Annotated in this window: 26 protein-coding genes and 1 tRNA gene; 18 read left to right on the top strand and 9 right to left on the bottom strand. The window is 35.0% G+C overall.

Features of this window, described 5'->3' with window-relative positions:
* Positions 1-114 precede the first annotated feature (114 nt).
* The gene (locus ACEN2F_RS11300; RefSeq protein WP_441739139.1) at positions 115-2,718 is read left to right on the top strand and encodes an AsmA family protein; all 2,604 of its coding nucleotides are present in this window, start codon (positions 115-117) and stop codon (positions 2,716-2,718) included.
* A gap of 248 nt (positions 2,719-2,966) precedes the next feature.
* Here the strand turns inward: ACEN2F_RS11300 and ACEN2F_RS11295 are convergent, their stop codons facing one another.
* Positions 2,967-3,761, bottom strand: a complete 795-nt coding sequence (locus tag ACEN2F_RS11295; RefSeq protein ID WP_441739138.1) for a DUF2797 domain-containing protein — start codon at positions 3,759-3,761, stop codon at positions 2,967-2,969.
* A gap of 95 nt (positions 3,762-3,856) precedes the next feature.
* Between ACEN2F_RS11295 and ACEN2F_RS11290 the strand changes: the two genes are divergently transcribed.
* Together ACEN2F_RS11290 and ACEN2F_RS11285 are read left to right on the top strand one after the other, a co-directional pair.
* On the top strand, positions 3,857-5,380 hold the full coding sequence (locus tag ACEN2F_RS11290; protein ID WP_441739137.1) for a GH3 auxin-responsive promoter family protein: 1,524 nt from the start codon (positions 3,857-3,859) through the stop codon (positions 5,378-5,380).
* A gap of 9 nt (positions 5,381-5,389) precedes the next feature.
* Entirely contained in the window at positions 5,390-5,539 is a 150-nt protein-coding gene (locus ACEN2F_RS11285) for a hypothetical protein (RefSeq protein ID WP_441739135.1), read from the top strand.
* 55 nt (positions 5,540-5,594) lie between these two features.
* On the opposite strand, the gene serB is transcribed toward ACEN2F_RS11285, so the two are convergent.
* The 4 genes from serB to ACEN2F_RS11265 form a co-directional block, all read right to left on the bottom strand.
* Positions 5,595-6,833 carry a phosphoserine phosphatase SerB gene (serB, locus tag ACEN2F_RS11280; protein WP_441739133.1) on the bottom strand — a complete coding sequence of 413 codons (1,239 nt, stop codon included), beginning with the start codon at positions 6,831-6,833 and terminating at the stop codon, positions 5,595-5,597.
* Positions 6,834-6,994: 161 nt separating this feature from the next.
* The gene (gene clpX, locus ACEN2F_RS11275; RefSeq protein ID WP_441739131.1) at positions 6,995-8,227 is read right to left on the bottom strand and encodes an ATP-dependent Clp protease ATP-binding subunit ClpX; all 1,233 of its coding nucleotides are present in this window, start codon (positions 8,225-8,227) and stop codon (positions 6,995-6,997) included.
* Positions 8,228-8,311: 84 nt separating this feature from the next.
* A complete protein-coding gene (gene clpP / locus ACEN2F_RS11270) occupies positions 8,312-8,986 on the bottom strand; it encodes an ATP-dependent Clp endopeptidase proteolytic subunit ClpP (RefSeq protein ID WP_073351820.1) in 675 nt (224 codons plus the stop codon).
* A 398-nt stretch (positions 8,987-9,384) separates the two neighbouring features.
* The gene (locus ACEN2F_RS11265) at positions 9,385-10,710 is read right to left on the bottom strand and encodes a trigger factor (RefSeq protein ID WP_441739129.1); all 1,326 of its coding nucleotides are present in this window, start codon (positions 10,708-10,710) and stop codon (positions 9,385-9,387) included.
* A 421-nt stretch (positions 10,711-11,131) separates the two neighbouring features.
* Here ACEN2F_RS11265 and ACEN2F_RS11260 point away from each other — a divergent pair, with 421 nt between their 5' ends.
* The 3 genes from ACEN2F_RS11260 to ACEN2F_RS11250 all read left to right on the top strand — a co-directional run bounded on the left by ACEN2F_RS11260 (position 11,132) and on the right by ACEN2F_RS11250 (position 13,249).
* Complete coding sequence (locus ACEN2F_RS11260) at positions 11,132-11,971, top strand: FRG domain-containing protein (RefSeq protein WP_441739127.1); 840 nt, start codon at positions 11,132-11,134, stop codon at positions 11,969-11,971.
* A gap of 225 nt (positions 11,972-12,196) precedes the next feature.
* A complete protein-coding gene (locus tag ACEN2F_RS11255) occupies positions 12,197-12,745 on the top strand; it encodes an REP-associated tyrosine transposase (RefSeq protein WP_441739126.1) in 549 nt (182 codons plus the stop codon).
* Positions 12,746-12,814: 69 nt separating this feature from the next.
* Positions 12,815-13,249 (top strand): hypothetical protein, encoded by a 435-nt coding sequence (locus tag ACEN2F_RS11250; RefSeq protein WP_441739125.1) that lies wholly within the window; start codon positions 12,815-12,817, stop codon positions 13,247-13,249.
* Positions 13,250-13,414: 165 nt separating this feature from the next.
* Here the strand turns inward: ACEN2F_RS11250 and ACEN2F_RS11245 are convergent.
* A tRNA-Glu gene (locus ACEN2F_RS11245) sits at positions 13,415-13,486 on the bottom strand.
* Positions 13,487-13,891: 405 nt separating this feature from the next.
* Here ACEN2F_RS11245 and ACEN2F_RS11240 point away from each other — a divergent pair.
* The 9 genes from ACEN2F_RS11240 (at position 13,892) to purT (ending at position 19,853) form a co-directional block, all read left to right on the top strand.
* Complete coding sequence (locus ACEN2F_RS11240; RefSeq protein ID WP_441739123.1) at positions 13,892-14,098, top strand: hypothetical protein; 207 nt, start codon at positions 13,892-13,894, stop codon at positions 14,096-14,098.
* Positions 14,099-14,110: 12 nt separating this feature from the next.
* On the top strand, positions 14,111-14,902 hold the full coding sequence (locus ACEN2F_RS11235; RefSeq protein WP_441739121.1) for a phosphotransferase: 792 nt from the start codon (positions 14,111-14,113) through the stop codon (positions 14,900-14,902).
* 90 nt (positions 14,903-14,992) lie between these two features.
* Entirely contained in the window at positions 14,993-15,364 is a 372-nt protein-coding gene (locus tag ACEN2F_RS11230; RefSeq protein ID WP_441739119.1) for a hypothetical protein, read from the top strand.
* Positions 15,365-15,806: 442 nt separating this feature from the next.
* Positions 15,807-16,037 (top strand): NAD(P)-binding protein, encoded by a 231-nt coding sequence (locus ACEN2F_RS11225; RefSeq protein ID WP_441739302.1) that lies wholly within the window; start codon positions 15,807-15,809, stop codon positions 16,035-16,037.
* Positions 16,038-16,321: 284 nt separating this feature from the next.
* On the top strand, positions 16,322-16,915 hold the full coding sequence (locus ACEN2F_RS11220) for a DsrE family protein (protein ID WP_441739117.1): 594 nt from the start codon (positions 16,322-16,324) through the stop codon (positions 16,913-16,915).
* Positions 16,916-17,075: 160 nt separating this feature from the next.
* Positions 17,076-17,309: a hypothetical protein gene (locus tag ACEN2F_RS11215; RefSeq protein ID WP_441739116.1), complete on the top strand. Its 234-nt coding sequence runs from the start codon at positions 17,076-17,078 to the stop codon at positions 17,307-17,309.
* 6 nt (positions 17,310-17,315) lie between these two features.
* On the top strand, positions 17,316-17,528 hold the full coding sequence (locus ACEN2F_RS11210) for a hypothetical protein (protein WP_441739114.1): 213 nt from the start codon (positions 17,316-17,318) through the stop codon (positions 17,526-17,528).
* A gap of 520 nt (positions 17,529-18,048) precedes the next feature.
* Complete coding sequence (locus tag ACEN2F_RS11205) at positions 18,049-18,360, top strand: hypothetical protein (RefSeq protein WP_441739112.1); 312 nt, start codon at positions 18,049-18,051, stop codon at positions 18,358-18,360.
* 332 nt (positions 18,361-18,692) lie between these two features.
* Positions 18,693-19,853, top strand: coding sequence for a formate-dependent phosphoribosylglycinamide formyltransferase (gene purT, locus ACEN2F_RS11200; RefSeq protein WP_441739110.1), 1,161 nt, complete (start codon positions 18,693-18,695; stop codon positions 19,851-19,853).
* Between the two features lie 131 nt (positions 19,854-19,984).
* On the opposite strand, the gene ACEN2F_RS11195 is transcribed toward purT, so the two are convergent.
* A complete protein-coding gene (locus ACEN2F_RS11195; RefSeq protein WP_441739108.1) occupies positions 19,985-20,848 on the bottom strand; it encodes an AraC family transcriptional regulator in 864 nt (287 codons plus the stop codon).
* Positions 20,849-20,940: 92 nt separating this feature from the next.
* On the opposite strand from ACEN2F_RS11195, the gene ACEN2F_RS11190 reads away from it, so the two are divergent.
* Positions 20,941-21,303 (top strand): DUF983 domain-containing protein, encoded by a 363-nt coding sequence (locus ACEN2F_RS11190; protein ID WP_441739107.1) that lies wholly within the window; start codon positions 20,941-20,943, stop codon positions 21,301-21,303.
* Positions 21,304-21,336: 33 nt separating this feature from the next.
* Positions 21,337-21,663, top strand: a complete 327-nt coding sequence (locus ACEN2F_RS11185; protein WP_441739105.1) for a DUF6370 family protein — start codon at positions 21,337-21,339, stop codon at positions 21,661-21,663.
* Positions 21,664-22,048: 385 nt separating this feature from the next.
* On the opposite strand, the gene ACEN2F_RS11180 is transcribed toward ACEN2F_RS11185, so the two are convergent.
* Positions 22,049-23,683 carry a hypothetical protein gene (locus tag ACEN2F_RS11180; RefSeq protein ID WP_441739103.1) on the bottom strand — a complete coding sequence of 545 codons (1,635 nt, stop codon included), beginning with the start codon at positions 23,681-23,683 and terminating at the stop codon, positions 22,049-22,051.
* A gap of 168 nt (positions 23,684-23,851) precedes the next feature.
* Here ACEN2F_RS11180 and fabD point away from each other — a divergent pair, with 168 nt between their 5' ends.
* On the top strand, positions 23,852-24,727 hold the full coding sequence (gene fabD / locus ACEN2F_RS11175) for an ACP S-malonyltransferase (protein WP_441739101.1): 876 nt from the start codon (positions 23,852-23,854) through the stop codon (positions 24,725-24,727).
* 401 nt (positions 24,728-25,128) lie between these two features.
* On the opposite strand, the gene ACEN2F_RS11170 is transcribed toward fabD, so the two are convergent.
* Complete coding sequence (locus tag ACEN2F_RS11170; protein WP_441739100.1) at positions 25,129-25,884, bottom strand: NUDIX hydrolase; 756 nt, start codon at positions 25,882-25,884, stop codon at positions 25,129-25,131.
* Positions 25,885-25,887: the final 3 nt, after the last annotated feature.

Here is a 25,887-nt window from a genome sequence, read left to right as displayed (position 1 = left end):
CACTTAGTAGTTGAAAAAAACTCAGAAAATACTACATTATAAAAACACTATTTTTGTAAAAGTTGTAGAAGGCACCATTTTTGCTTAACTTATAAATCTAAAGAGAATCGAATTATGCTAAAAACAATTTTAAAAATTATTGGAATCCTGATTATCCTATTTTTGGTCGCTTTATTTACTATTCCTTACTTTTTTGAGGATCAAATAAAAGCTAAAATTGCCGAAGCTATCAATGAAAAAGTGGATGCTACAGTTACTTTTTCAGCTGTAGATTTAAGTTTAATCAAAAGTTTTCCAAATGCAAATGTTTCGCTGGATCAACTCGTTATTGTGAACAAAGCACCTTTTGAAGGCGATACTTTAGTTTCACTAGGCGAATTAGATTTGAAAATGTCTATCAAAGAATTATTCAAAGGAAAAGAGGAAGCCATCAATATTGACGGAATTACTTCAAAAAACGGATTGATTAATATCATTTTTAATAAAGATAGAATCGGGAATTATGATATCGCCATAAAAAATAAAGAAACAGAAAAGGCTGGTAAAAGTGATCCTTTATCGCTAACGATCAAGAATTATTCAATTGAAAATTTCAAGTTTCGCTACTTTGACGAAAAATCGAAAATCAAAATGGTAATTGACAGCATTAATCATGAAGGTGTAGGAGATTTTGCAGCACAAAAATTAGATTTAGTTACCAAGTCAACTGCTAAAATTACGCTAGACATGGACAAAGTTAATTATATGAATGATGTTGCCTTGACTTTAGACGCAGTTTTGGGAATTGATTTAGAAAAAAGCAAATACACTTTTAAAGAAAACAAGGCGTTGATCAATCAATTGCCGCTAGAATTTGATGGATTTATTCAAATGGTGGAATCCGGACAAGAATATGATTTGAAATTTAAAACACCAACTTCTTCTTTCAAAAACTTCTTAGGTATTATTCCTGCAGCGTATGCCGCAAGTTTGGACAACGTGAAAACAACTGGAGATTTTACTGTGGCAGGATTTGCAAAAGGACTGTATTCTGAGACAACGGTGCCAAAATTCAACATTAAAATTGCTTCAAATAACGCCTCTTTTAAGTATCCTAACTTGCCTAAGACCGTTCAAAACATTGTTATTGACACTAAAATCATCAACGAAACAGGAATTCTAAATGATACCTACGTTAATTTGGACAAGCTCTCTTTCAAAATTGATCAAGATGTTTTTAATGCTAAAGCAAATATTAGAAACATCACACAAAATGCGATTGTTGATGCCGCTTTAAAAGGAACTATCAACTTAGCCAATCTTTCTCAAGCGTATCCAATAAAGCTAGACAAGCCATTATCAGGGATTTTAAATGCTGATGTGACTACAAAATTTGATATGCAATCAGTAGAGAAAAGTCAGTACCAAAATATCAATAATGCGGGAACCATGAGTTTATCCGGTTTCAACTATGAGGATGAGAATGGTAAAACAATGAACATCAGCAATGCGTTGGTTCAGTTTAATCCCAGTCAAATCAATTTGAAAGAACTGAATGCCACTACCGGAAAAAGCGATATTAGTGTAACGGGAGTTTTAGAGAATTTTTACGGATTTATATTTAGAAACCAAGAATTGAAAGGAAACTTCAACATGAATTCTAAACAATTGGCCGTTGATGATTTTATGACAACTGGCGAAACCACTAAAACGACAACTAAAAAAGCAGATACTATGAAGATTCCTGCTTTCTTAAATTGTACGCTTACCGCCAAAGCAACTACGGTATTATATGACAATTTGACTCTGAAAGATGTTTCAGGAAAACTAATCGTAAATGACGAGAAAGTGACTTTAGAAAATGTAAAAACATCTATTTTTGGAGGAACAATTGGAGTAAATGGCGCTGTTTCCACAAAAGGAAAAACGCCTGTTTTTAATATGGATTTAAAATTAAATCAAGTTGATATTGCACAGTCGTTTACCCAACTTGATCTGTTGAAAAAAATTGCTCCACTAGCAGGAATCATCAACGGAAAATTAAATTCAAGCATAAAATTGAACGGAAACCTTGATGCAACAGCTCTAACGCCTAACTTAAAAACACTTACTGGAGATTTGTTAGGTCAACTGCTTTCTACGACAGTAAACTCAACTAATTCGACTTTACTGACTGCTTTAGGTGCTAACTTGAAATTCATTGATGTGAGTAAAATCAATTTGAATGATTTGAAAGCGGCAATCACATTCAAAGATGGAAAAGTAAATGTAAAACCATTTGACATCAAGTACAAAGACATCAAAGCCACTATTGGCGGAACGCACGGTTTTGACCAAAGTATGAATTACAATCTAAAATTTGATGTTCCCGCGAAATATTTAGGTTCAGAGGCAAATGCATTGATAGCAAAATTATCAGCTGCTGATGCTGCTAAATTAGAAAGCTTTCCTATAAATGCGGTATTGGTGGGTAATTTTACAAATCCAAAAATCACAACTGATATTAATAGCGCGGTAACTAAATTGACCACTCAATTAGTAAACCAGCAAAAGGACAGACTGGTAAAACAAGGAACGTCGGCTTTGACGGATTATATCAATAAAAACAAGAAACCAAGTGATACTACAACAACGGCTACTCCTGCAATAAAGCAAGAAGTAAAATCTAAGGCTGCAGCATTACTAAACGGATTGTTTAATAAGAAAAGTAAAGCGGCAGATACGACAAAAGTGAACTAAAGCAACTTTACAAAATATAAAAAAGAGGAATTTTAGGTGATAGAATTCCTCTTTTTTTTTGGGGCTAGTAATATTATGTATGTTATTTGTAATTATTTCAAAATGATGTAGTTGCATAGTTTCACGTGCGTAAAGGATGGTAGCGGCATCCTTTTATGTAGCGCAGCGGAATAAAAGATACAGCGGACAGCCTGACCTTTTTTTAAAATTTTTATTTTAAAAAAAGGATACGCCCAAAGTCATATTACTTAAACTGCAATTGTCACTATATATCCTTCTGATCCACGGATATTAAAGACTGTTCCGTCTTCAAAAAGCAGGTATTGCCCTTTTATTCCGGTAAGTTTTCCCTGAAAATGTGGTGTTTTATCTAAGCTCAAACTGTTCACTTTAGTTGGATAGTGCAAAACGGGGAAGTGCATTTCATACAAATCGTTTTTTTGCGAATAAAAATATTCCTGAACTTCAGTTGGAATAAGATTCTCAACTTTCAATCGTTCGGCAATTAAGTCAATTTGCTCCACGTTGTTAGTCAGCATTTTTCTCCAATTGGTTTTATCGGCATAATGATGTTTCAGCGCCACCTCCGTAATTCCGGCTAAGTATCTATTAGGAACCTCTACAATGGAAATTGCTTGGGTTGCGCCCTGATCAATCCATCGGGTTGGCATTTGTGTTTTTCGTGTTACACCTACTTTGACTTCGCTGGACAACGCTAAATATACAATATGCGGTTGCAATTGCACTTTTTCTTCATACGCTAAATCCCTATCCTGAATTCCAAGATGGGCAGTACTCAATTCCGGTTTCATAATCCAATTTCCAACAGCTGCGCTAGAATAGAAACAATCGTAACAAAATCCTTGACGAAATATTTTTTTCTTCTTGCCACAATTCAAACATTGATATCCCACAAAATTGATTTCCAATTCTTTATTGAGTAGTTGATTCACATTTAAAAAACTATTTTCAAAAACTAAATAATATTGAATTGGATTTCCAAATTCAGTTTGCATTTTTTTAAGTACACCCTCGTATGTCATTGTGATTAAAGTTTCCCGTTTAAGGCATCTAGTTAAACTAATTTTGTTATTTTTGGTAAAGTTATAACTCATAATTCATAATTCATAATTTAAAAATGCCGCTAACCATAATCAATTCGTTTGCCTCTTGGGTTCTAAAACAAAGAATTCATCAGATTGAACTTTTTCTGAAATATCCAAATGAAGTTCAGGAAGAATTGCTCATGAATTTAATTCAGTCCTCTAAAAATACAGTTTTAGGCAAGCAATATGAGTATGCTTCGATTCAATCCTACGCTACTTTTGCCGAAAGAATTCCGATCTCTACTTACGAAGAATTACAACCATTGATTGAGAGAACCCGCAAATGTGAACAGAATGTTTTTTGGGAAACACCGATAAAATGGTTTGCTAAATCCAGTGGAACCACAAATGCCAAAAGCAAATTCATACCCGTGAGCAGCGAAGCCCTGGAAGGATGTCATTATAAAGGGACTAAAGATTTATTGTGTTTGTATTTGAATAACAATGAAGATTCAGAACTGTTTCTTGGAAAAAGCCTGCGTCTTGGCGGAAGCTCTCAAATTTATCAAGACAACAATACTTTCTTTGGAGATTTATCCGCGATATTAATCGAAAACATGCCTATTTGGGCGGAATACAGCAGTACACCTAGCAACAAAATTTCCTTGATGAGCGAATGGGAAACTAAAATTGCCGCAATTATAAACGAAACAAAAAACGAAAATGTAACCAGTTTTGCTGGAGTTCCCTCGTGGATGCTAGTTTTGATGAATAAAACATTAGAAGAAACAGGAAAAGGAAATTTATTTGATCTTTGGCCAAACTTAGAAGTTTACTTTCATGGTGGTGTGAATTTTGAACCATACCGCGAACAATACAAAAAAATACTCCCTAAAAAAGATTTCAAATATTACGAAATATACAATGCTTCCGAAGGCTTTTTTGCCATTCAGGATTTAAATTATTCCAGTGATTTATTATTGATGTTGGATTACGGAATTTTCTATGAATTCATTCCAATGGATACTTTTGGGACTCCCGATCAAAAAGTAATTCGACTGGCAGATGTAGAATTATTCAAAAATTATGCTTTGGTCATAACCACTAATTCTGGTTTGTGGCGTTATTTGATAGGTGACACCGTTCGTTTCACCTCATTGAATCCGTACCGGATACGGGTTACGGGGAGAACCAAGCATCATATTAATGTTTTTGGCGAAGAATTAATGGTCGAAAATACCGATCAGGCTATTGCCAAAGCGTGCAAACTAACCCACACGGAAGTAGTTGATTACACGGTTGCTCCTATATTCATGGAAGGCAAAGAAAAAGGTGCCCATGAATGGATGATTGAATTTAAAAACCCTCCTGCTGATGTATCACAATTCCAGAAAGCATTAGATGAAGCGATACAATCCTTAAACTCGGATTACGAAGCGAAACGTTACAACAACATGACATTAAATCAGTTAGTAATCAATGTAGCGCGAAAAAACTTGTTTTATGATTGGTTAAAAGATAGAGACAAATTGGGTGGACAACATAAAATTCCAAGATTATCCAACCAAAGAGATTATTTAGAGCAGTTGAAGAGTATGCAGTTTCAAACCGTATAAAATGATAAGATGAAAAATACCTTCTACATCTTGATAACACTTTTTATCTTGAATTCCTGCGGACCACACAGAATGAGTTGTGGTGCCAGAGGAATTTGTAAATCTCCCGAAAAACAAACACAGGAAAAACCTGAAAAAGTGTTTACCGTTAAAGCATAAAAAAGCTATCCAAAATCACTTTATAGATAGCCTCTTTTTATAATTATTGAACTATTTACTCCTCCTCCATCATATCAATATGCCTGTCGTGGTATCCTAAAAGGTATAAAACACCGTCGAGTCCTAAGCTGGAAATAGAACTTTCTGCTTTTTCTTTTACCGTAGGTTTAGCATGAAAAGCAATTCCTAAACCTGCCAAATTCAACATTGGTAAATCATTGGCACCATCACCAACTGCAATAGTTTGATTAATGTGAATGCCTTCTTTATCGGCAATGGCCCGAAGGTATTCTGCTTTCTTTTTACCATCAACAATTTCGCCAAGATAATTACCTGTCAATTTCCCGTTTTTAATTTCCAATTCATTGGCATGAACATAATCAATTCCTAATTCCTTTTGCAGGTATTTTCCAAAAAAGGTAAACCCTCCGGACAAAATAGCTGTTTTATACCCGTAATATTTCAAGGCTTTCATCAGGCGATGCGCTCCTTTTGTAATGGGCAGATTTTCAGCAACATTTTGCAGCACCTCCTCGCTCAACCCTTCTAACAAAGCCATCCGTTGCTTGAAGCTTTCGCTAAAATCAATTTCACCGTTCATCGCTGATTCTGTAATGGCCCGAACTTGCTCACCAACACCGGCTAAATCAGCCAATTCATCAATCACCTCGGTTTGAATCAAGGTCGAATCCATATCAAAACACACCAAACGGCGGTTTCTGCGATACATATTGTCTTCTTGAAACGAAATATCCACATCCAATGTTCTGGAAATTTCCATAAAACTAGCGGTCATAAAAGTTTTATCTACAATAGTTCCTGTAACCGACAATTGTATGCAAGAACGCGGAAATTCTTCTTTATCAAGAATAGATACCCGCCCCGTTAATCTTTTGATGGCGTCAATATTCAAATTTTGGTTGGACAGTATTTTGGTTACAGCCGCTAATTGAACCGCGGTCAGCGTTTCTCCTAAAACATTTATAGTGTAGCGCTGTTTGCGTTGCGCTTTGACCCATATTTCATAATCAGCAATAGAAATTGGTATAAACTTCACTTTCACGCCCAGCTCATAGGCCTTAAACAATAAATCTTTTAGAACAGGCCCTGAAGAGGATCCCGCTTTTATTTCAAATAAAATACCTAGAGAAAGCGTATCATGGATATCTGCTTGACCAATATCCAAAATAATGGCATCGTAAGTCGCCAAAATGGATGTTAAACCAGCAGTAACTCCGGGTTTGTCCTGACCTGAAACTTTTAGTAAAATTACTTCTATTTCGTCTGTATGCATGCTATGTTTATATGATTAAGAATAGACAAAAATCGGCATTCTGAAGTAGATAAAAAAAAATAATACTCCTTTTTTCAAACAATAACAAATAGTGTAATTTACCCATAAAAAAACCTGTTCAAATGAATGAACAGGTTTATATTTTTAAGAAAAATGTATTTTTACGATGCTATCTCCAAACGCTTCAATAAATTTTTATTCAACGTTTCTTTAGCATAAGCTACGTCAATTTCTAATATTTTATCATCCGAACTTGGCAGTTCATACATCGCATCGGTTAAAACAGCTTCGCATAAAGAACGCAATCCACGAGCTCCTAATTTGTATTCTAATGCTTTATCCACAATAAAATCTAAAGCCTCGTCTGTGATGGTGAAGGCTACCTCATCCATCAAAAACAATTTCTCGTATTGTTTGATCAACGCATTTTTAGGCTGTGTCAAAATTGCACGCAAGGTTTCTCTGTCTAAAGGATCCATGTGTGTCAAAACTGGCAAACGACCAATAATCTCCGGAATCAATCCAAAATCTTTGATATCCTTTGGGATAATGTATTGCAACAAATTGTCTTTGTCAATGTTATCCACATTTTTTGAAGTCGAATACCCCACGGCCTGACGGTTCAATCGTTTTGAAATGATACGTTCGATTCCATCAAAAGCACCACCGGCGATAAACAAAATATTTTGTGTATTGACCTCAACAAATTTTTGATCCGGGTGCTTGCGTCCTCCTTTTGGTGGTACATTCACAACGGTTCCTTCCAATAATTTCAATAATGCTTGTTGCACTCCTTCACCGGAAACGTCACGAGTAATAGACGGGTTGTCACTTTTACGTGCAATTTTATCTATTTCGTCAATGAATACAATTCCGCGTTCTGCTTTGGCAACATCATAATCAGCAGCTTGCAAAAGACGCGTCAAAATACTTTCGACATCTTCCCCAACATAACCAGCTTCTGTAAGAACAGTCGCATCAACAATAGCTAAAGGCACATCCAACATTTTTGCAATAGTTTTAGCCACCAATGTTTTTCCTGTTCCTGTTTGTCCCACCATGATGATGTTACTTTTTTCAATCTCAACTTCATCGTCTAGTTGCTGTTGCATCAAACGTTTGTAGTGATTGTAAACCGCCACTGCCATTACTTTTTTAGTTTGGTCCTGTCCAATTACATATTGATCCAGGAACGCTCTGATTTCTTTTGGTTTTTTCAAAACCAAATCTGCAGCCAGCTTGGAACTTCCGCTGGATTTCAATTCTTCTAAAACAATTCCGTGTGCTTGCTCGATACATTTATCACAAATATGTGCATTAATACCAGCAATCAATAAGTTGGTTTCCGGTTTTTTTCTTCCACAAAACGAACACTCTAATACTACTTTTGCCATTCTTTTTTTGTTTAAAGTCAAAGGTTTAAGGTTTAAAGTTCCCGAAGCAACCTTAAACCTTAAACCTTAAACTTGTAACTATTTTTATCCTCTTATTAAAACCTCATCAATCATTCCGTATGCTTTTGCTTCTTCAGCAATCATCCAATAATCACGTTCGCTATCAGTATGAACTTTATCGAAAGTTTGTCCGGAGTGGTGAGAGATAATTTTGTATAATTCATCTTTCAGTTTCAACATTTCACGTAAGTTGATTTCCATATCAGTAGCAACTCCTTGTGCTCCTCCTGATGGTTGATGAATCATTACTCTTGAATGTGGCAATGCCGAACGTTTTCCTGCTGCTCCTGCACATAATAATACCGCTCCCATAGAAGCTGCCATTCCTGTACAAATTGTTGCTACATCTGGTTTGATGTATTGCATCGTGTCATAAATCCCCAATCCTGCGTAAACGCTTCCTCCTGGAGAATTCAAGTAAATCTGAATGTCCTTAGAAGCATCGGCGCTTTCAAGAAACAACAACTGTGCTTGAACGATGTTTGCAATTTGGTCATCAATTCCTGTTCCAAGGAATATAATTCTATCCATCATCAATCTGGAGAAAACGTCTAATTGTGAAATATTCAACTGACGTTCTTCAATGATATAGGGAGTCATGTTTTTAGGAGTCATTGCACCTACGATTTTATCGTAATACATGGAGTTTACACCGTGGTCCTTTGTAGCAAATTTTTTAAATTCTTTACCGTAGTTCATATTTTTTTATTCTAAGTTTTACATTTTACCTTGTCTGTTTCCTTTAATGCAAAGGTCATACCTAATTCTAAATAATGTCAATATGTCTTATTTCTAGCCCAGATAGCAGTGAAAAGCTTTTTGCAATGGCTGACTATTTTTTGTTGGTAAAAAAAAGCGACCACAGGAAGCTCTTTTTTTGCCAAACAAAAAAGGAGGCCATAAAAAAACTTGTAACGGATAGCTGGATTAGCTCCTGAACGATCAGAAAACAAAAAAGCGCCAGAAAAATATTTTCTGACGCTCAAATATACTTATTTTTTATTGTTTAGTATCTGTAATAAATTCATAAAATTTTAATAATCTCTTGCGCTCTTAGGGCTTTTGACTTTCAACTTTACGACAGTACAAACCACTATTTATTCTCCGTAAGAAGCAGCAATAAATTCGTCATAGGTTACTTCTTTAGTGGTAGGATTTGCTTTTTCTTTGAACAATTCCAATAATTTCTCTGCAACAACTTGGTCAGAAAGTCTTTTTACTTCGTCTTGGTTAGACAAAACTCTAGCTACAATTCCTTGAACTTCTTCGTCAGTAGGATTCGTTTGCCCGAATTGCGCCATTTGTTGACGGATATTTTTTGTAGTGAATGTTTTCAAATCTTCAAAAGTGATTTTGATATCCGATTGAGCCATCGCTCTACCTTCGATCAATTGAAAACGCAATCCTTTTTCAGAACGTGCATACTCTACTTCAGCTTCCTCAGGAGATAATTTTTTCTCCCCTACAGTTTGCAACCATTTTTTTAGGAATTCAGTAGGTAAATCAAATTTTGTACTTTCGATCAAAAATTCCGTTACATCACCTAATAATTTTTGGTCTGCTTGAGTTGCAAATTGCGTCTCAGCATCTTCTTTGATCTTCGCTTTCAATTCTTCAAGTGAAGAAACAGTTCCAGCACCAAACAATTTGTCAAACAAATCTTGGTTCAATTCCGCTAATTCAGCAGTGTTGATTGCTTCGATTGTGAAGTTTACATCAACCTCTAAACCGTGAACGTCATCATGACTTACTTTCATCACGTCCATCAATTGGTGGTCGTCTTCAAATAAACCTTTCGTATTTACAGTCACTACATCACCTACTTTTTTACCTATGAACAAGTCAAAAGTCGCTTTGTCTTTGAAAAGATCAGCAGCAATAGTGGTAGCGTTATTAATTCCTTTCTCTTCGTTAGTGAAAGTTCCTGTTACATCTGAATCTGCAGCAACAACTTCTTGAGGAATTGCAGTTCCAAATTGTTTTTGGATTCTTTCCAACTGGCCTTCTATTAATTTGTCGTCAGCTGTAACCACATATTTCACGATGTCGTTTTTAGCTTCAAGATCCAATTCGAAATTAGGAACCAATCCTATTTCATATTCAAAAACCAATTCTTCAGCACTCCAATCAAAGTCTTCGTTTACGTTAGCAAGTGGCGTTCCAAGAAGGTTTAATCGTTCTGATTGAACGAAACGCTCCAAAGCCAAATCAACAACTTTCTGAACTTCTTCTTGTTTGATCGCTTTCCCGTATTGTTTTTCAACAAGATCTTTAGGCACCGCTCCTTTTCTAAATCCTTTAACAGTTGCCAAAGGCATTTTTTCATTTATTCTTTTTGCAACTTGTCCTTTGTAATCCATGTGAACAACAGTCATTACAATTGTTTCGGTCACAGCGTCTATTGCTACTCTTTTGATATCCATCTTCTTCTTTAATTTACATAATAAAATTGGACTGCAAAATTATAAAATTTTTACAACCCAAACAAGTATTTTACCATTTTGAATTTTAGGCAGTTATTTGACAAAATCACAGGATGGAAAAGGAAAATAATTTGGGCGTGTCCCTACAGATTGCTTCGTCGTTCCTCCTTGCAACTTTGGGTCAGGCTGTTCGTTGCAATCTTTTATTCCGCTGCGCTTCATAAAAGGATTTTCACTGCCATCCTTCACGCAAAATCCAGATTACAAGACGAACCTATTAAACCATAAATTCTATTTTATAAGTATATTTTTATATATTTGAAATATAATGTCATACAAACCTTCACCAATCTACCCATATTTAAGTGCATAGACTTGCGTTTGTTGCATATTAATACAAGTTAGCCATAATTTAAAAAAAATGTATAAAGAACGAAATTTCAAAAGTTGGAGAGAACTAAAAAATTTCCTATCTTCTTTCAATTCAAATTGGATTTTTAGAGGTCAAACTGATTATAAATGGAAGTTGGAATCTGCAATTGACAGAGTATCATTTAATACAGAATTACCCAACCAAAAATATCTTTTCGAGCAATTTTGCATTATACATTTTAAAAGAAATCCACATCTTTATTCTGAAAAATTTAATACACAAAGTGATTTTCAAGTTTTATCATTATTGCAACATTATGGAAGCCCTACCAGATTACTAGATTTTTCCACGTCACCATATGTTGCAGCTTTTTTTGCGGCAAACAATTCAGAAAACGATGGTTCAATATATGCAATAAACTCCTTCGAATTATTATCCACAACAAACTATCTGTTTGGAACAAAATATGATGATGGAAGTGATGAAATGAACAATTTAAAAAAAACCGACGGAATAAGTAATGATGATGTATTCAAAGTATTAGTTTTAGGTAGTGAGCAAAGAAAATTTGTAGAACTAGTTCAACCATTTTTTCTATTTGACAGAATGATTCAGCAGAACGGGGCTTTTCTATGTCAAGGAGATATAAATAATAGTTTTGAAGAAAACTTAAAATCAAACTATGAATTTTTATCAAGTTTAGAAAATCCAAACCCATATTATAAAATAAAAATTAAGCATGAATGGAAAGCAGAAATTATAAGAGATTTATTTAGCATGAATATTTCTTCTGCAACATTATTTCCTGACATTGAAGGCTATCTTAAATCCTTGAAAAATAAATTCGAAATTTACACACAAGACAGAGGTGATAGTATCGCAAAATAACTGTGGTTAACAAAGCTAGCCTCTAGCTCCGCAAAGTGTTTATTTAAAGAACAAATCTAAAGGCTAGCGCGAGCGTCCCGCTCGTGCCCGCAAACAAAATCACGAAAAACAAAAGAACAAATTGCATACGTGACACGAGCGGGACGCTCGCGCAAGCGTAAGCCAACCAATCTAAACTCCGCTCGTGCCCGCAAACAAGAGTTAGAAAAACAAAAAGCTAAATCTATGAGCACAAAATATATATTCGGAGAAAGTAATGGAGCTTATTTCGTAAGCTTTGCCACAGTAAATTGGATAGATGTATTTACAAGAGATGCATATTTTGGGAATATTATTGAATCATTAGACTTTTGCAGAAAAAATAAAGCAATGGAAATTTACGGGTATTGCATTATGCCAAGCCATATTCATTTAATATTTCGTTCCGGAAATGGCGATCCTTCAGGATTGATGAGAGATTTCAAAGGATTTACATCAAAAAAAATGCTCCAAACAATTGAAGAAAATACTCAAGAAAGCCGAAGAGAATGGATGCTCTGGATGATGGAACGAGCAGGTAAAAAGAATAGTAATGTGACGAATAGACAATTTTGGCAACAAGATAATCATCCAATAGAAATTTGGTCTTTAAAGGTTTTTGAACAAAAACTTGAATATATACATTACAATCCCATAGAATCTGGCTTTATAACTGATCCAATAGATTGGAAGTATAGCAGTGCAAGAAATTATGGAAACAATGACCAAACGATTTTAGAAATTGATTTGAATTGATTTTGATAGTGGGCACGAGCGGGACGCTCGCGATAGCGGAGGAAAATAATAAGTTGTAAAACAGTTGAAATGGAAAAGATTATTTACATATTATTCTTGCTTTTTAGTCTATCTATAATCGGGCAAACTGAAAACATAAAAAAGAACTTCAGAGTTGATTTATTAACTGTTGAGAAAAACACTAAAGACACTTTAATTGGAACATTTACTGAAATATACTCCGGCAATAAAAGAATCGAAGCAAAATGTTGTACTGATTTTGATGGAATTGACATTTTTTATATTAATCCTAAAGACATTGTCGATAATAGAATTTACATGAAATTTTATGGAAGGAAATGCAAACCATATAAAAAGAAATTTATAATCAGAGGTGACTTAAAAACAACTATTTACCTCAAATACGGAAAAACAGAATATAATACTAAAATACAGGACTTCGAAATGATGTTTAAAAAATTAAATATAGAACATGAAAATTTTAAATGTGGAACTGTTGATTAATACTTTACTCCACAAAGTGTTCATTTAAAAAATAAATTGATCATAAATGCTGCGCAAACGTCTCTGACTATTATCTCATCTACAATAGGCAAAGACAAAACCCACAATAAAAAAAGCCTCAAAAATTTCTTTTCGAGGCTTTTTAAGATAATTGTTTATGAGTTGTAGCCCGTAGCGGAATCGAACCGCTCTTACATGGATGAAAACCATGCGTCCTAACCGATAGACGAACGGGCCATTTTAATTGTTTCGGGTGCAAAAATAGTGCTATTTTTGAGATGCACAAAGTCAAACCTAAAAACCTTCCAATAAAAATAGTCTCTATTGCATCCGCAAATTGTAATCAGTTCAGAACTAGCAGCTACCACAAATAAGTTCTTTTTTTTAAAACAAGATGATTTTTCAAAGAACAAATCCAAAAGCTAATGATAAGGTGCCACTTGTGAACCCAAAAGTATTCTTCAAAGAATAAATTTCTTATTAATACTGCGCAAATACCTTTGACTTTACTCTTTTTAAAAAATCATCTTACAAACAACAAACTCCATTACCAATCCAAAATTTAGCATATTTATTATCGATTCTATTTTGCAAATCTAAAGGATAACGTAGCTTTGTAATCCGCGCATTCAATTAATAAAAATGACACAATTCCACGTTACAACCTCAACACTTTCAGCCACAGCATTAGGGCATTTTATTTCAGAACAATACAATCTGAATAAAAACTGTACGTGCCAATTGTTTCGAACAGGGATAAATCACACCTATTTTATTACGGACAACAAAACAAAATATGTATTGCGGGTTTACTTTTACAACTGGCGTTCTAGATCCCAAATCGAGTAAGAAATCAAGCTGTTGCTTCTTCTAAAAGAAAATAATATCAGCATCTCTTTTCCTATTGCAGACAAAAAAGGCGAATTCATACAAGACATAAACGCACCAGAAGGAATGCGTCACGCCGTACTTTTCTCCTTTGCCGAAGGAGAAAAAACACGATTCATGAATGCAGCAACTTGTTTTTCTATTGGTTCACTCATTGCAAAAATCCACACAATAACTGCCGGCAAAAGTATTGAGCGTATCGATTACGATGCGGAAACCTTGGTTCAATTGCCGTATGAATATGCCAAAAGCCATTTTTCTGAGTCACTAACGGAAATGCAATTCGTAAAAAAGCAAAGTAAAAAAATAAGCAAAAACTTTGAAGAAATAGACTTCACAAAGGTCACAAAAGGAATTGTTCATTTGGATATTTGGTATGACAATATGAACGTTACAGACCAAAACGAAGCAACCATTTTTGATTTTGATTTTTGTGGAAACGGCCTGTTAATATTTGATGTTGCTTATTTCTGCAAACAACTGTTCCATATTGAAACCAACAAAGACGAATACGAACTAAAAGTTCAAAGTTTTTTAAGTGGATATCAAAGCATAAGAACACTCTCCGAAGAAGAAATAAAAATGATTCCTGATGCCGGAGCAGCCATTTGGATTTTTTATCTTGGCGTACATTCGCAACGATTTGATTGGTCCAATATATTTCTAACTGAAAATTACTTAAAAATGTATATCGGAAGAATAAAATCTTGGATGGAATATAATGATTCGAAAGAAATCAACCAAGAACTCGAATCTATACCATAGTCCTAATCTAAAAACAAATATTATTTTAGCCACAAAAATCTAACGAAAACTAGTCTCGTTATGCAACACAGTAGTAATTAAACGAAATAGATGACAACGTATTTTAAATATCTCCTTTCACTCTTTCTGGCTTTTGGCCTGATGGTGAATGACGGTACTTTAGATTCTCCATCAAATTCAGCAGATTATTATCAATTCTCGAACGTAATTCTAAGAAGAGAATTAAACGGTAAGGGTTCGAAATTATATGCATTCAATACGATAAATTCGGCTGAAAAAACTTCATTCCTATTTCAGTTAGCCTTCCTACACTTTCAAGATAGTTACAGTCTTCAAATTCCGGTTCTTCTAAAATTACAGACACTGCTTTATCAAAAAGTAAAGTTATTTGCAATGCAACACATCTTCATAAATGAGATGATTACTTCCCGAAACTCCTATAAAAGTTTATACACAGCCTAGAAATTTCTTTCTTCGCATTTATGCAATTCCATGCATAAAGATGATACCAAATATCTAATCATTTATCATTTACAAAATGTATAAACACACTAACAAATCCCATTTGGAGAAATCCAAAAGCCCTCTTCTTTGGGCAAAAAGAAAAATTATGCTAATCATTACTGCTTTTATGATCGGAATGTCAAACGGAATGAACGTGGGAGACAACATGATTCACGGAAATCAAAATCAAACAGAACAGCAAGATAAAAAAGATTGATGTGGTGATTCACAAATAAGTTTTGAAGCTCTAGTTTCACAAGATTCAATTCCTTTTCACTTTCAAAAGGTTTTCCTATCACTTTAAAACACCACTATTTAAGAAAATCCTATGATGTTTTTTGTATTTTGCAACAGCATTTAATTCTAAAATAAAAACACGAATAAAAAGCAAACCGATAATATCATAATAGGAGCAGGACGATCCGGCATAGGCGCTGCCTGTCATTTGCCCCGTAAAAATCCAGACAAAACCTATGTTATTTTAGAAACAAGGGCAGCACTTGGAGGTACCTGGAGTTTATTTCAAAATCACGGAATCCGTTCCGATTCGGATATGTACACTTTTGGCTATTCCTTTAAAACATGGGAGGACCAAAAGTCGTTCGCTGATGGGCCTTCTATTTTAAAATAACTGAATGAAGCCTTAACTTAATGACATTGCGCTCTTGCTAGCGGAGGATTAAATTCAAGGGTTAGACAATCCTATCTTTCCGCAGCATTCCAAAACAAACAACCAATTATTTAAGTTACGATAGCCTCCCGACTACACAGCTAATCCAATAGAAACAAAAAAAGTGATTCTTTGCGGTAAAAAACTATCTTAGCAGTAGTAATTTAAAATTCAGTTGTATCATTTGCTAACCTATTCAATTCTTCAAAAAACCTTTTAAAATGAAATTCATAAAAAACTATTTGTTGCCACTCTGTTTCATTCTTTCTTCACTTTTCTCCAATGCACAAACAGCGGCTCGTGAAAGCGCAGCGGCTAAAATGGATCCTTTTATTGCAGTATTAGAATATCCATTAATAAAAGGATCCAAGTGGACTGGCGTAATACCGGTAAAAAATGTAACTGATAAACCCGAAGCCAATACGGTATACAAGTTACTTTTTGACCTTACCCAAAACGGTACGGCCACAGGCATGGTTAACAAACCAAACGAAGGGCTGGAGGAAATTGCACGGATCTTAAATCTACATGCGGCGGCCGGCATTCAGCCAAAAAACCTAAAATCTGTTGTAATTGTGCATTCAGCTGCTATTTTATCCGTTTTAAATAGCGCAGCCTATGAGAAAAAATTCAACTGTTCGAATCCCAATGCTGATTTGATAAATCAGATGCAAAAAGTTGGGGTACATTTTGTTCTTTGCGGGCAGACGATGAATCTCAGAGGTGTTGATGGGGCCGAATTGTATAAAAACATATTCATCGCTGAGGCAGCAAAGGTGGCCTTGACAAAATACCTAACTGCTGGATATGTCTCCTTTGCAATCAGCGGGGCGCATTAAATAATTCTATTTGATCTAGCAAATTTCTAAATTGTGAATACAGAAAATTATTTTACTACCATATTCTTTGGAACAACTAAGTGACCTGACGATTTATAAGATAACACAAACTTTCTAATCTGACCCTACTCCTTTTCAATACATAATGCAAAAAATATAAATGAAAAAAGGCTCTTTTCAATTCCAATACATTCTAGCTGTACTATACGGAATGGGTACTTTCTACCTTACTTCACAGGAAGCACTGTTGATTACTTTTGGAGCGTTCCTAGTTGCCGGCGGTTTGTTCGGATTTATTTGGCCCAGAGAATCTTGGCTTTGGGGACTTTGGTTATTGGGACCCCCGCTAGCGCTAGCGTCCCGCTCGTGCCTGCAAACAAAATCAAAAAAATAGTAAGCAATGAAAAGTGCATGGATTGCCAAATACGAAGAAACCGAAATAAAAATAACTAATAATCGGTTTAGTGGTGAAAAATTTTATGTAAATAATGAATTACAAGATGAACAATTAAGTTTTATTACACCCAGTAATATGAATGGAAATCTAATTAACAAGGTAGGAGAAAAGCTGAATATTAAAACAAATATTTCAGGTTTCTTTTTTGTAAGCTGAAGATTATTTATTGACAACCAAAAAGTAGCATTAAAACAAACTAAATAGAAAAAATCGTGGACAGCAGCGGGGAGAAACGCTATCAACAATGTCGTCAAACTTAACATTTATGTACACAATCAATAATAGAAGATCATTACTATTTATACCTATTACTCTCTTAATAGTCTATTTTTGTGCTGGAGTTTTTTATGATCCGTCACATGTGATTTATATTAAACCTTTTATAATTCCAACTTTTATAATTTATGCCGTAAAAAGTAATTTTGAGAAACTTACTCTAAATTATTATTTATATGTTTTTTTCTTTTATTTAAATGAAATATTACTTTTGTTTTGGGAAGATGCAATACCTCTGTACAGAACCGCATTCGTAGCATCCTTCTTTTGTTATTTAGCACTAATAAATTTAGGAAACAATTCAATCAAAACTGAAAAACTTTATACCATCCCACAGGGATTTTCACTTTTTATATTAGTCATAAATTGTGTATTTTTAATAGCAATCTTATGTTTTTTAATGTCTGCCATTGACGACAATTTCCTCAACATCATTTTAATTTTTAATGTGATAGTCGCTGTATTTCTAGGTGTTACAGCAGTTATATATCTAGGGAAATTTGGGGATAAAAAAGCGTACTTTTACTTTTTTGGTGCATTTGCTTTAATTTTTAACGATATTTTTGCCGCTATTGGAACTTATTTTATTGAAGATGTAGTTTTGAACACTTTTGATAGAGTATTGCATTTCACTTCGTTTTATCTCATTTATCGATTCATTATAATAGATGAAAAAAAAATTGGAAAACTTTCGACAGATTCCCAACCTTAACCTTTATTATCTTTAATTTAATACTCAATTTCAGGTTCCAATAAAGTAGAGGTATATCCAAAATTAGAAAAACCTAGCTATCACTGGCGTTCCGGTTGTGTCCGCAGACAAAAGTAAGAAAAAAAAAAAAAAAAAAAATCAATCGAATCCTTCCTTTTCAATCGCCGTTTTTATTTGGATATAATTATCTCAAAAAACCTTTCTCCGAATTAGAATTCCCAAATAATTTATAGGAACTTTGTAATCATAGCAGAAATAAAAGAATTTTAACTACATTTCTCAAAGTACGTAAAGCTGTCGAGCTGTCCTTAGCAATACCTAATACTATACACATGAAAATACTACTTCTCGGATCAGGCGAATTAGGAAAAGAATTTACAATTGCTGCCCAACGCATCGGGCAAACCATAATTGCGGTTGACAGTTATGAAAATGCTCCGGCAATGCAAGTTGCTCATGATTTTGAAGTCATCAATATGCTGGACGGTGAAGCATTAGACCGAATCGTCGCAAAACACAACCCTGATTTCATTGTTCCAGAAATTGAGGCAATACGAACAGAACGTTTTTATGATTACGAAAAGCAAGGCATCACCGTGGTTCCATCAGCCAAAGCAGCAAACTTCACGATGAATAGAAGAGCAATTCGTGATTTGGCATCCAAAGAATTAGGGTTAAAAACAGCCAATTATCGCTACGCCACCACTGCCGAGGAATTACAATTAGGCGTCAAAGCCGTAGGAATGCCCTGCGTGGTAAAACCATTAATGTCTTCCTCTGGAAAAGGACAATCTACCATAAAAACCGAAGCCGATATCGAAAAAGCATGGAATTATGCAGTTGAAGGTTCCCGCGGTGATGTGGTAGAAGTTATCGTTGAAGCCTTTGTAAAATTCAATTCGGAGATTACTTTATTAACCGTAGTTCAAAATAACAATCCCACTCTTTTTTGTGCGCCAATAGGTCACCGCCAAGAACGTGGCGATTATCAGGAAAGCTGGCAGCCCGCCAGAATATCTGACAAGGATTTATACGAAGCGCAAGACATGGCTGAGCAGGTAACTGAGGCGTTGGGTGGCGCAGGACTTTTTGGAGTCGAATTTTTCTTAACTGATGATGGTGTTTATTTTTCTGAATTATCGCCTCGGCCGCATGATACCGGAATGGTAACCTTAGCCGGAACACAAAATTTCAATGAATTCGAATTGCATTTGCGAGCGATTTTGAGTTTGCCTATTTTCGAGATCACCTTAGAAAAAGCCGGAGCGAGCGCCGTTATTTCAGCTTCAAGAAACGCCACAAACCCAACGTATGCCGGTATCGAAAAAATTGCTGCTTTACCCAAAACTGATTTTAGAATTTTTGGTAAACCAACTTCAAGACCGTACCGAAGAATGGGTGTGGCGTTAGTCCATGATACTCTGGAAACCCCTATTGAAGAAGTAGTAGAAAAAGCAAAGAGTGCAGCAAGGTTGGTTACCGTGCATTCATAATTGCATTTCACAATAAGATAGGCTATATTTTTGCCACAAATAGTCACGAACTAATCCGTTTTCATTGTAATGAAATTCGTGGCTATCTTTTTTTTATTCCATTTTAAACTGTCATCAAACAGCTCCCTGACTCACTTTTTACTGACTCGAAAGTTCGTTGGAGTTATTCCTGATTTTTTTTTAAACAACCGTGTAAAATAAGAATAATCATCGAATCCCAATTTCGTTGCAATCTCATTAACTGTCAGTTCTTTATCCATTAACATGCGTTTGGCTTCAAGAATAATTCTGTCTGTAATTACTTCGGTAGTTGTTTTTTGCAGGATTTCATTGCAAATCCTATTCAAGTGTTTTAACGTAATCGTAAGCTTTGATGCATAGAAAGAAGGTGCTTTTTCTGTTTTAAAGTTTTGTTCTAAAAGCAATTCAAAATTTTTAATTTTCACATTATAAGAATGCGCCTCATGGAAATAGGTTTCATTGTACTTTCTGGTAATTTCAATGTGAATAACATCCAAAAGGTTCATAATTTTATCCTGCTTTAACAGGTAGTTGTTATCGGTTTCTGATATCAAGCCCTCAAAATAAGGGAGAATCGCTTTCGATTCAGCCAAGTCAAAAAGCATTTCAGGCTTATTGTCCAACGAAGAATAAAAGGGATAATCCCCAACAGCCTTTTGTCCAAAATAAAGATTGTAAATCTCCTGCGAATAAAAAATCACAAAGCCTTCTACATCATCCGATAAATTCCAATGATGCATTTGCCCGGGTTGAAAGAAAAACATACTTCCCGGCTGAATCGAAAATACGTCAAAATCTATTTCATGTATCCCCGAACCTTTGGTGAAAAATAACAAAACATATGAATTATGTCGGTGCGGGCCCTCGATAAAATGATGATCAATTAGGTGATTTTTGAAGGTGTTAATATACAAATTACTGTTCACTGAATTACAGTTAAACCGCTGAATATTATAAATAGGATATTTTCTCATTTTGAAATAAATGTCTTTATTATGCTATAAATAGCGAAGATAGAAAACATCTAGGAAAAGAATAAGAAATACCTTTGATAAAAATACTAACGATGTCAAATTCGATCAAACACATCCTGAATAATGATTGTCCTCACTGTCTTAAAGGCAAAGTCTTCAAAGAAAAAAATATTTTCTTACATTTTGGATTTCCTAAAATGAATGAATATTGTCCTCATTGTCATAATAAATTCGAAAAAGAACCCGGCTACTTTTACGGTGCCATGTATGTGAATTATGGCCTGACAGTCGCGCAAAGTATTGCCACCTTTAGCATTGCTCAGTTTTTCTTTGCTGAAAATTTTGATTTACGAATAATTCCTATTATTGCCGCAGTGATTGTTGTAATGTCCTCTATAAATATTCGGCTTTCCAGATTATTATGGATTTATATGTTTAAAAATTATTCTATGTAAAAAACGAGTACATTAGCACCAGCAAAAATTATTATGAAAAAGCTATTATACTTATCTCTTTTATTTGCAACGACACTAGCAAATGCGCAAGATAAAAAAGAAGCGCCAAAACCTGAAACGATCGAAGCTTCCTGCGGACAATGCCAGTTTGGTATGGAAGGATACGGATGTGAACTAGCCGTTAGAATTGATGGAAAACCCTATCTTGTCGATGGCACATCCATTGACTCCCACGGTGATGCACATGCTAATAACGGTTTTTGTAGTAGCATACGAAAAGCAGAAGTTGTGGGCAAAGTAGTTGACGGTCGATTTAAGGCGACTTCCTTTAAATTGCTCCCAGAAAAGAAAGAAAAATAAACTAACAAAACTCCATTCTATTTAAGATGGAGCTTTTTTTTGAGCAGCCAAACGCTGGTTCTCCAATTTCTCCCTTTTGGCTTAAGAGGTTTACTAGACTGGTTTACAATCTCATTAGTAACCACTATTGCTACTGCATTTTTTCTTGTCGAAAAAATGGCTCTTCGTATGCGAGATATGTTTCAAAAACAAACCAACTAATACGTCTATAGTATCCGTTTCCAAATCCATCAAAAACTCTGATTCAAATGACTCATGAATATTGTAACGAATATGCAACTACTGATCAATCAATTAAAAAAAAACAGAAGTTACAAAGCAAGAAAATACTGCTTACTTTGTACTCAATGGCAAGCCCTCTTAATTAGCTTAAAAGGTTTTTGTATTACTTGGATTTCTTCAAACTTATATTGTCAAAGGTGGAGACATCAACGATCTCCTCCAGATCTATATCAAAAGAAATTTTCACGGTGTCCCCAACCATAGTTATTGGAAGCTGACTCGATATTTGAGAGGAGCCTACAAATATATTTGGATAATCTTTAACCTTAAAATAATAAAAACTATTTCCGTTTTTTACATCGTTCTCAATTCTGGTGACTGTAGTTTTAATCGCTTTTTTATTGGAAACACTATTGGGATTTATTTTATTATCAGCCATATTGTAGACGTTTTTAAACGAGGTCAATGTTTCTCGCAACGTATTACCCACTCCTACAATTGTGTAATCTGAGATAGCAACCATAGCAAACATTTTTACCAATCCACCTTCATCTTTCAGGGTCATTACATAAGTTGGAATGTTATTGATGTTGTACGGTATAGGTAATGACGCGCGATATCCTTTTTCTTGAACCTTTCCTTGCGCTGAACTTTGTGCAGCATATTCTGTTGCTCCGCCTTGCTTGTAAAAAGTAGTTTCTTTTGTTCTGGTGTCCACCAAAACAAAACCTACGGCAGACTCATCTTTCCCCACAGATGTCAATCCCGTGTACCAATACGATTTATTATCTTGACCATAAACTAACGTTAATCCTTCTGTAATTTGAAGTTTATTTGCATTAGAAAAATTCCAATATCCATGCACATATTCTCCCCAATCATTCAATTGGTCTTCTACAAAAGCGATGGGTTGGATTCTGTCAATCCATTGCGGTGTGTCTTTTATGGAATATTCAGAGATGGTGCCCGTTTGCGCATCAACAACGACGACCCCTACTGCCTCATTTCCGCTGAATCCAATTTTTTTCAAATACTTAGTTACTACCCAAAACGGATTTCCTTTATCGTTAATTTCAAAACTATAATCAAATAATCCAACAGTGGCATAGCCATTTATGTATAAATGCCTTTCGATATTACTCCCAAAATAAGCTTCTTGTTGGTACTTAATCTTTACATCCTTTCCTTCAATTTGCTGAACTAATTTTACATCTCTCTCGTTAGTAGCGGACACCATCACGTAACCCGCGGTTCCTTCTTTGTTGTTCATCCATTTAAAAAAACCAGAATGCAGTAAAGGGGCTACCCAATACAAGTCATTGTTAACTTTTTGAATAAAAAACTCTCCCAATTCAACTTGACTCCCTAAAGCTGGCTGAGACCCTAATACTTTTTCGCCCAATAGATTGGCTAAATTCTCATCAACCACACGGATTTCATCAATAGAAATCGGCGCAATATGATTTTCAATTTTTCCTCCATTGGCCACTTCCCCTATTAATTTTTGATACAAATCGCTTCGGAACATTTTTAGGCTAGTTACAAAAGGAAGCACCAAGCAATACACCAAAAGCACCCCTGCTAAAACGACTAAAATCTTGTTCGGCTTAGAGCTAAGCTTTACTTCTTTTGCTTGCTGCGAAACTGTCAATCCAAGAGAAAATACAATCGCCAGAATTACTAAAAGCAACAAAATAAAAGCAAAACCCGTAAATCCATAATTAAGTACCGGAAGGTTGCTATAAAACAATACAAACCCAAAAAGGAGTAATAAAGCTATTAAGAAAATCTTTTTCATAGTATTAAGTTTTAAAGATTAGTCTTTAATAGTACCAAATGTTACAAGAAAGTTTAATTATAAAGAAAATACCAACCTAATTTGCAATACAGTAAAAAACAGTATTTTTGCATCTCGATTGAAACTGATTTTTCAATCTTTTTATTTTTCAATCTTTAAATTAGACACATGAAAGCATACGTATTTCCAGGTCAGGGGGCACAATTCACAGGAATGGGTAAAGACTTATATGAAAATTCTGCTCTTGCAAAAGAATTATTCGAAAAGGCCAACGCAATTTTAGGTTTCCGCATCACAGACATCATGTTTGACGGAACAGCCGAGGAATTAAAAGAAACTAAAGTGACGCAACCAGCCGTTTTCTTGCATTCTGTGATTTTAGCACAAACATTAGGCAAGGATTTCAAACCAGAAATGGTAGCCGGACATTCTTTAGGTGAATTCTCGGCTTTAGTAGCCAATGGCACTTTGTCTTTTGAAGACGGATTAAAATTAGTTTCTCAAAGAGCTTTAGCCATGCAAAAAGCCTGCGAAATAAAACCATCAACTATGGCAGCCGTATTAGGATTGGCTGATCATATTGTCGAAGAAGTTTGCGCTTCAATTAATGGAATTGTTGTAGCTGCAAATTATAACTGCCCAGGACAATTAGTGATTTCAGGGGAAACATCAGCAGTCGAAACAGCCTGCGAAGCCATGAAAGTAGCGGGAGCGAAACGCGCATTGATACTGCCCGTTGGTGGTGCTTTTCACTCGCCTATGATGGAGCCGGCGCGAGAAGAACTGGCCGCCGCAATAGAAGCAACAACTTTCTCTACTCCCACTTGTCCTGTATATCAAAACGTAACGGCAAGCGCCGTTTCAGATCCGGCCGAAATCAAGAAAAACCTAATAATTCAATTGACAGCTCCAGTAAAATGGACACAATCCGTACAGCAAATGATCAAGGATGGTGCAACTTTATTTACTGAAGTTGGGCCGGGAAAAGTATTAGCAGGATTAATTGGAAAAATAGATAAAGAAGTAACAACGGCAAATGCGTAAGGAATAGTTAGCAACTATTAGCATACGAAATAAATAAAAGAATCCTCATAAATCAAGGTTTATGAGGATTCTCTATATAATATTGGGCCTGAACCGATAGTAAATAAACAAACTAAACAACTCCAGAAGTGCTTTTAACTAATTTATAAAACTACAAACATTACAAAAACAATCCACTTTGATCATACTTAAAACCATTTTTAATTTCTTGAAGTAGCATTTTACTGGTTTTAAATTGTCTTTTTTCGAAACACTATCGTTTTACCCCCAAAAAATAAATATCCTAGATTTTGAAGCAGCTTTTCTTCTAAAGATATTATGTTTTGATAATTATTCGTATTAGTAAAAATGACTGCAATCGTGGTCTAATTTATTCTACCAATTGATTTAAATTATGTCTTTTACCAGCCCTGCGTCAGCCCGTTCTTAACGACTTCCTCGTATTTTTCTTTATCAAAACTATACAAATTAGGCGCTTTATGCGCGACATTACTTTTCTTCTCATCCAACTTTATTAAAATCCCGATTGCCGTTATTTTACGTAAAAAATTTCTACGGTCCAGTTTTCTGCCTAATATGGTTTCGTATAATTTTTGTAATTCCGGAATAGTAAATTTTTCAGGGAGTAAATTATAACCTACCGGCATTAAATTTAATTCCATCCTAAGTGTTTCTAATGCTTTGTCTAAAATTTCCTTGTGGTCCAAAACCAAATCCGGTACTGCATTGTGATCAATCCACTCTACAATTTCATTTTTGCCTTCAGGCTGTGGAACCGTTTGTAAAAAATCAACTAGAGCATAATATCCCACCGTTACAAAACGACTGGCAAACCATTTTCCTTCCTCTAAAGGTATTCCGTAAAAATCCAAAACAGCATTACTAACATCTACATTACACCTCTTGGCTGATCCAAAAGTAGAAAACTGCCTCAGAAAAATTCCTTTCAATCCTGTTCTACCATGTAAAACTGTGACAGCAGCTTGGTCAATATCTTCATTCATGGGTACAAAACCCCCTGGCAAAGCCCATTTGTCGCTGTATCTTGTTTTGATCAATAATACTTTTAGTTGGTTATCATGAAATCCAAAAATCACACAATCTATTGACAAACCCGGTTGGTAGGATTCCTTATTATCCAAAATATTTTTTAGCATGTG

The organism is Flavobacterium sp. W20_MBD1_R3 (assembly GCF_052119725.1).
Lineage (GTDB): Bacteria > Bacteroidota > Bacteroidia > Flavobacteriales > Flavobacteriaceae > Flavobacterium.
The sequence above is the reverse complement of the archived record's forward strand: the minus strand, read 5'-3'. Positions and strand labels throughout refer to the sequence as shown.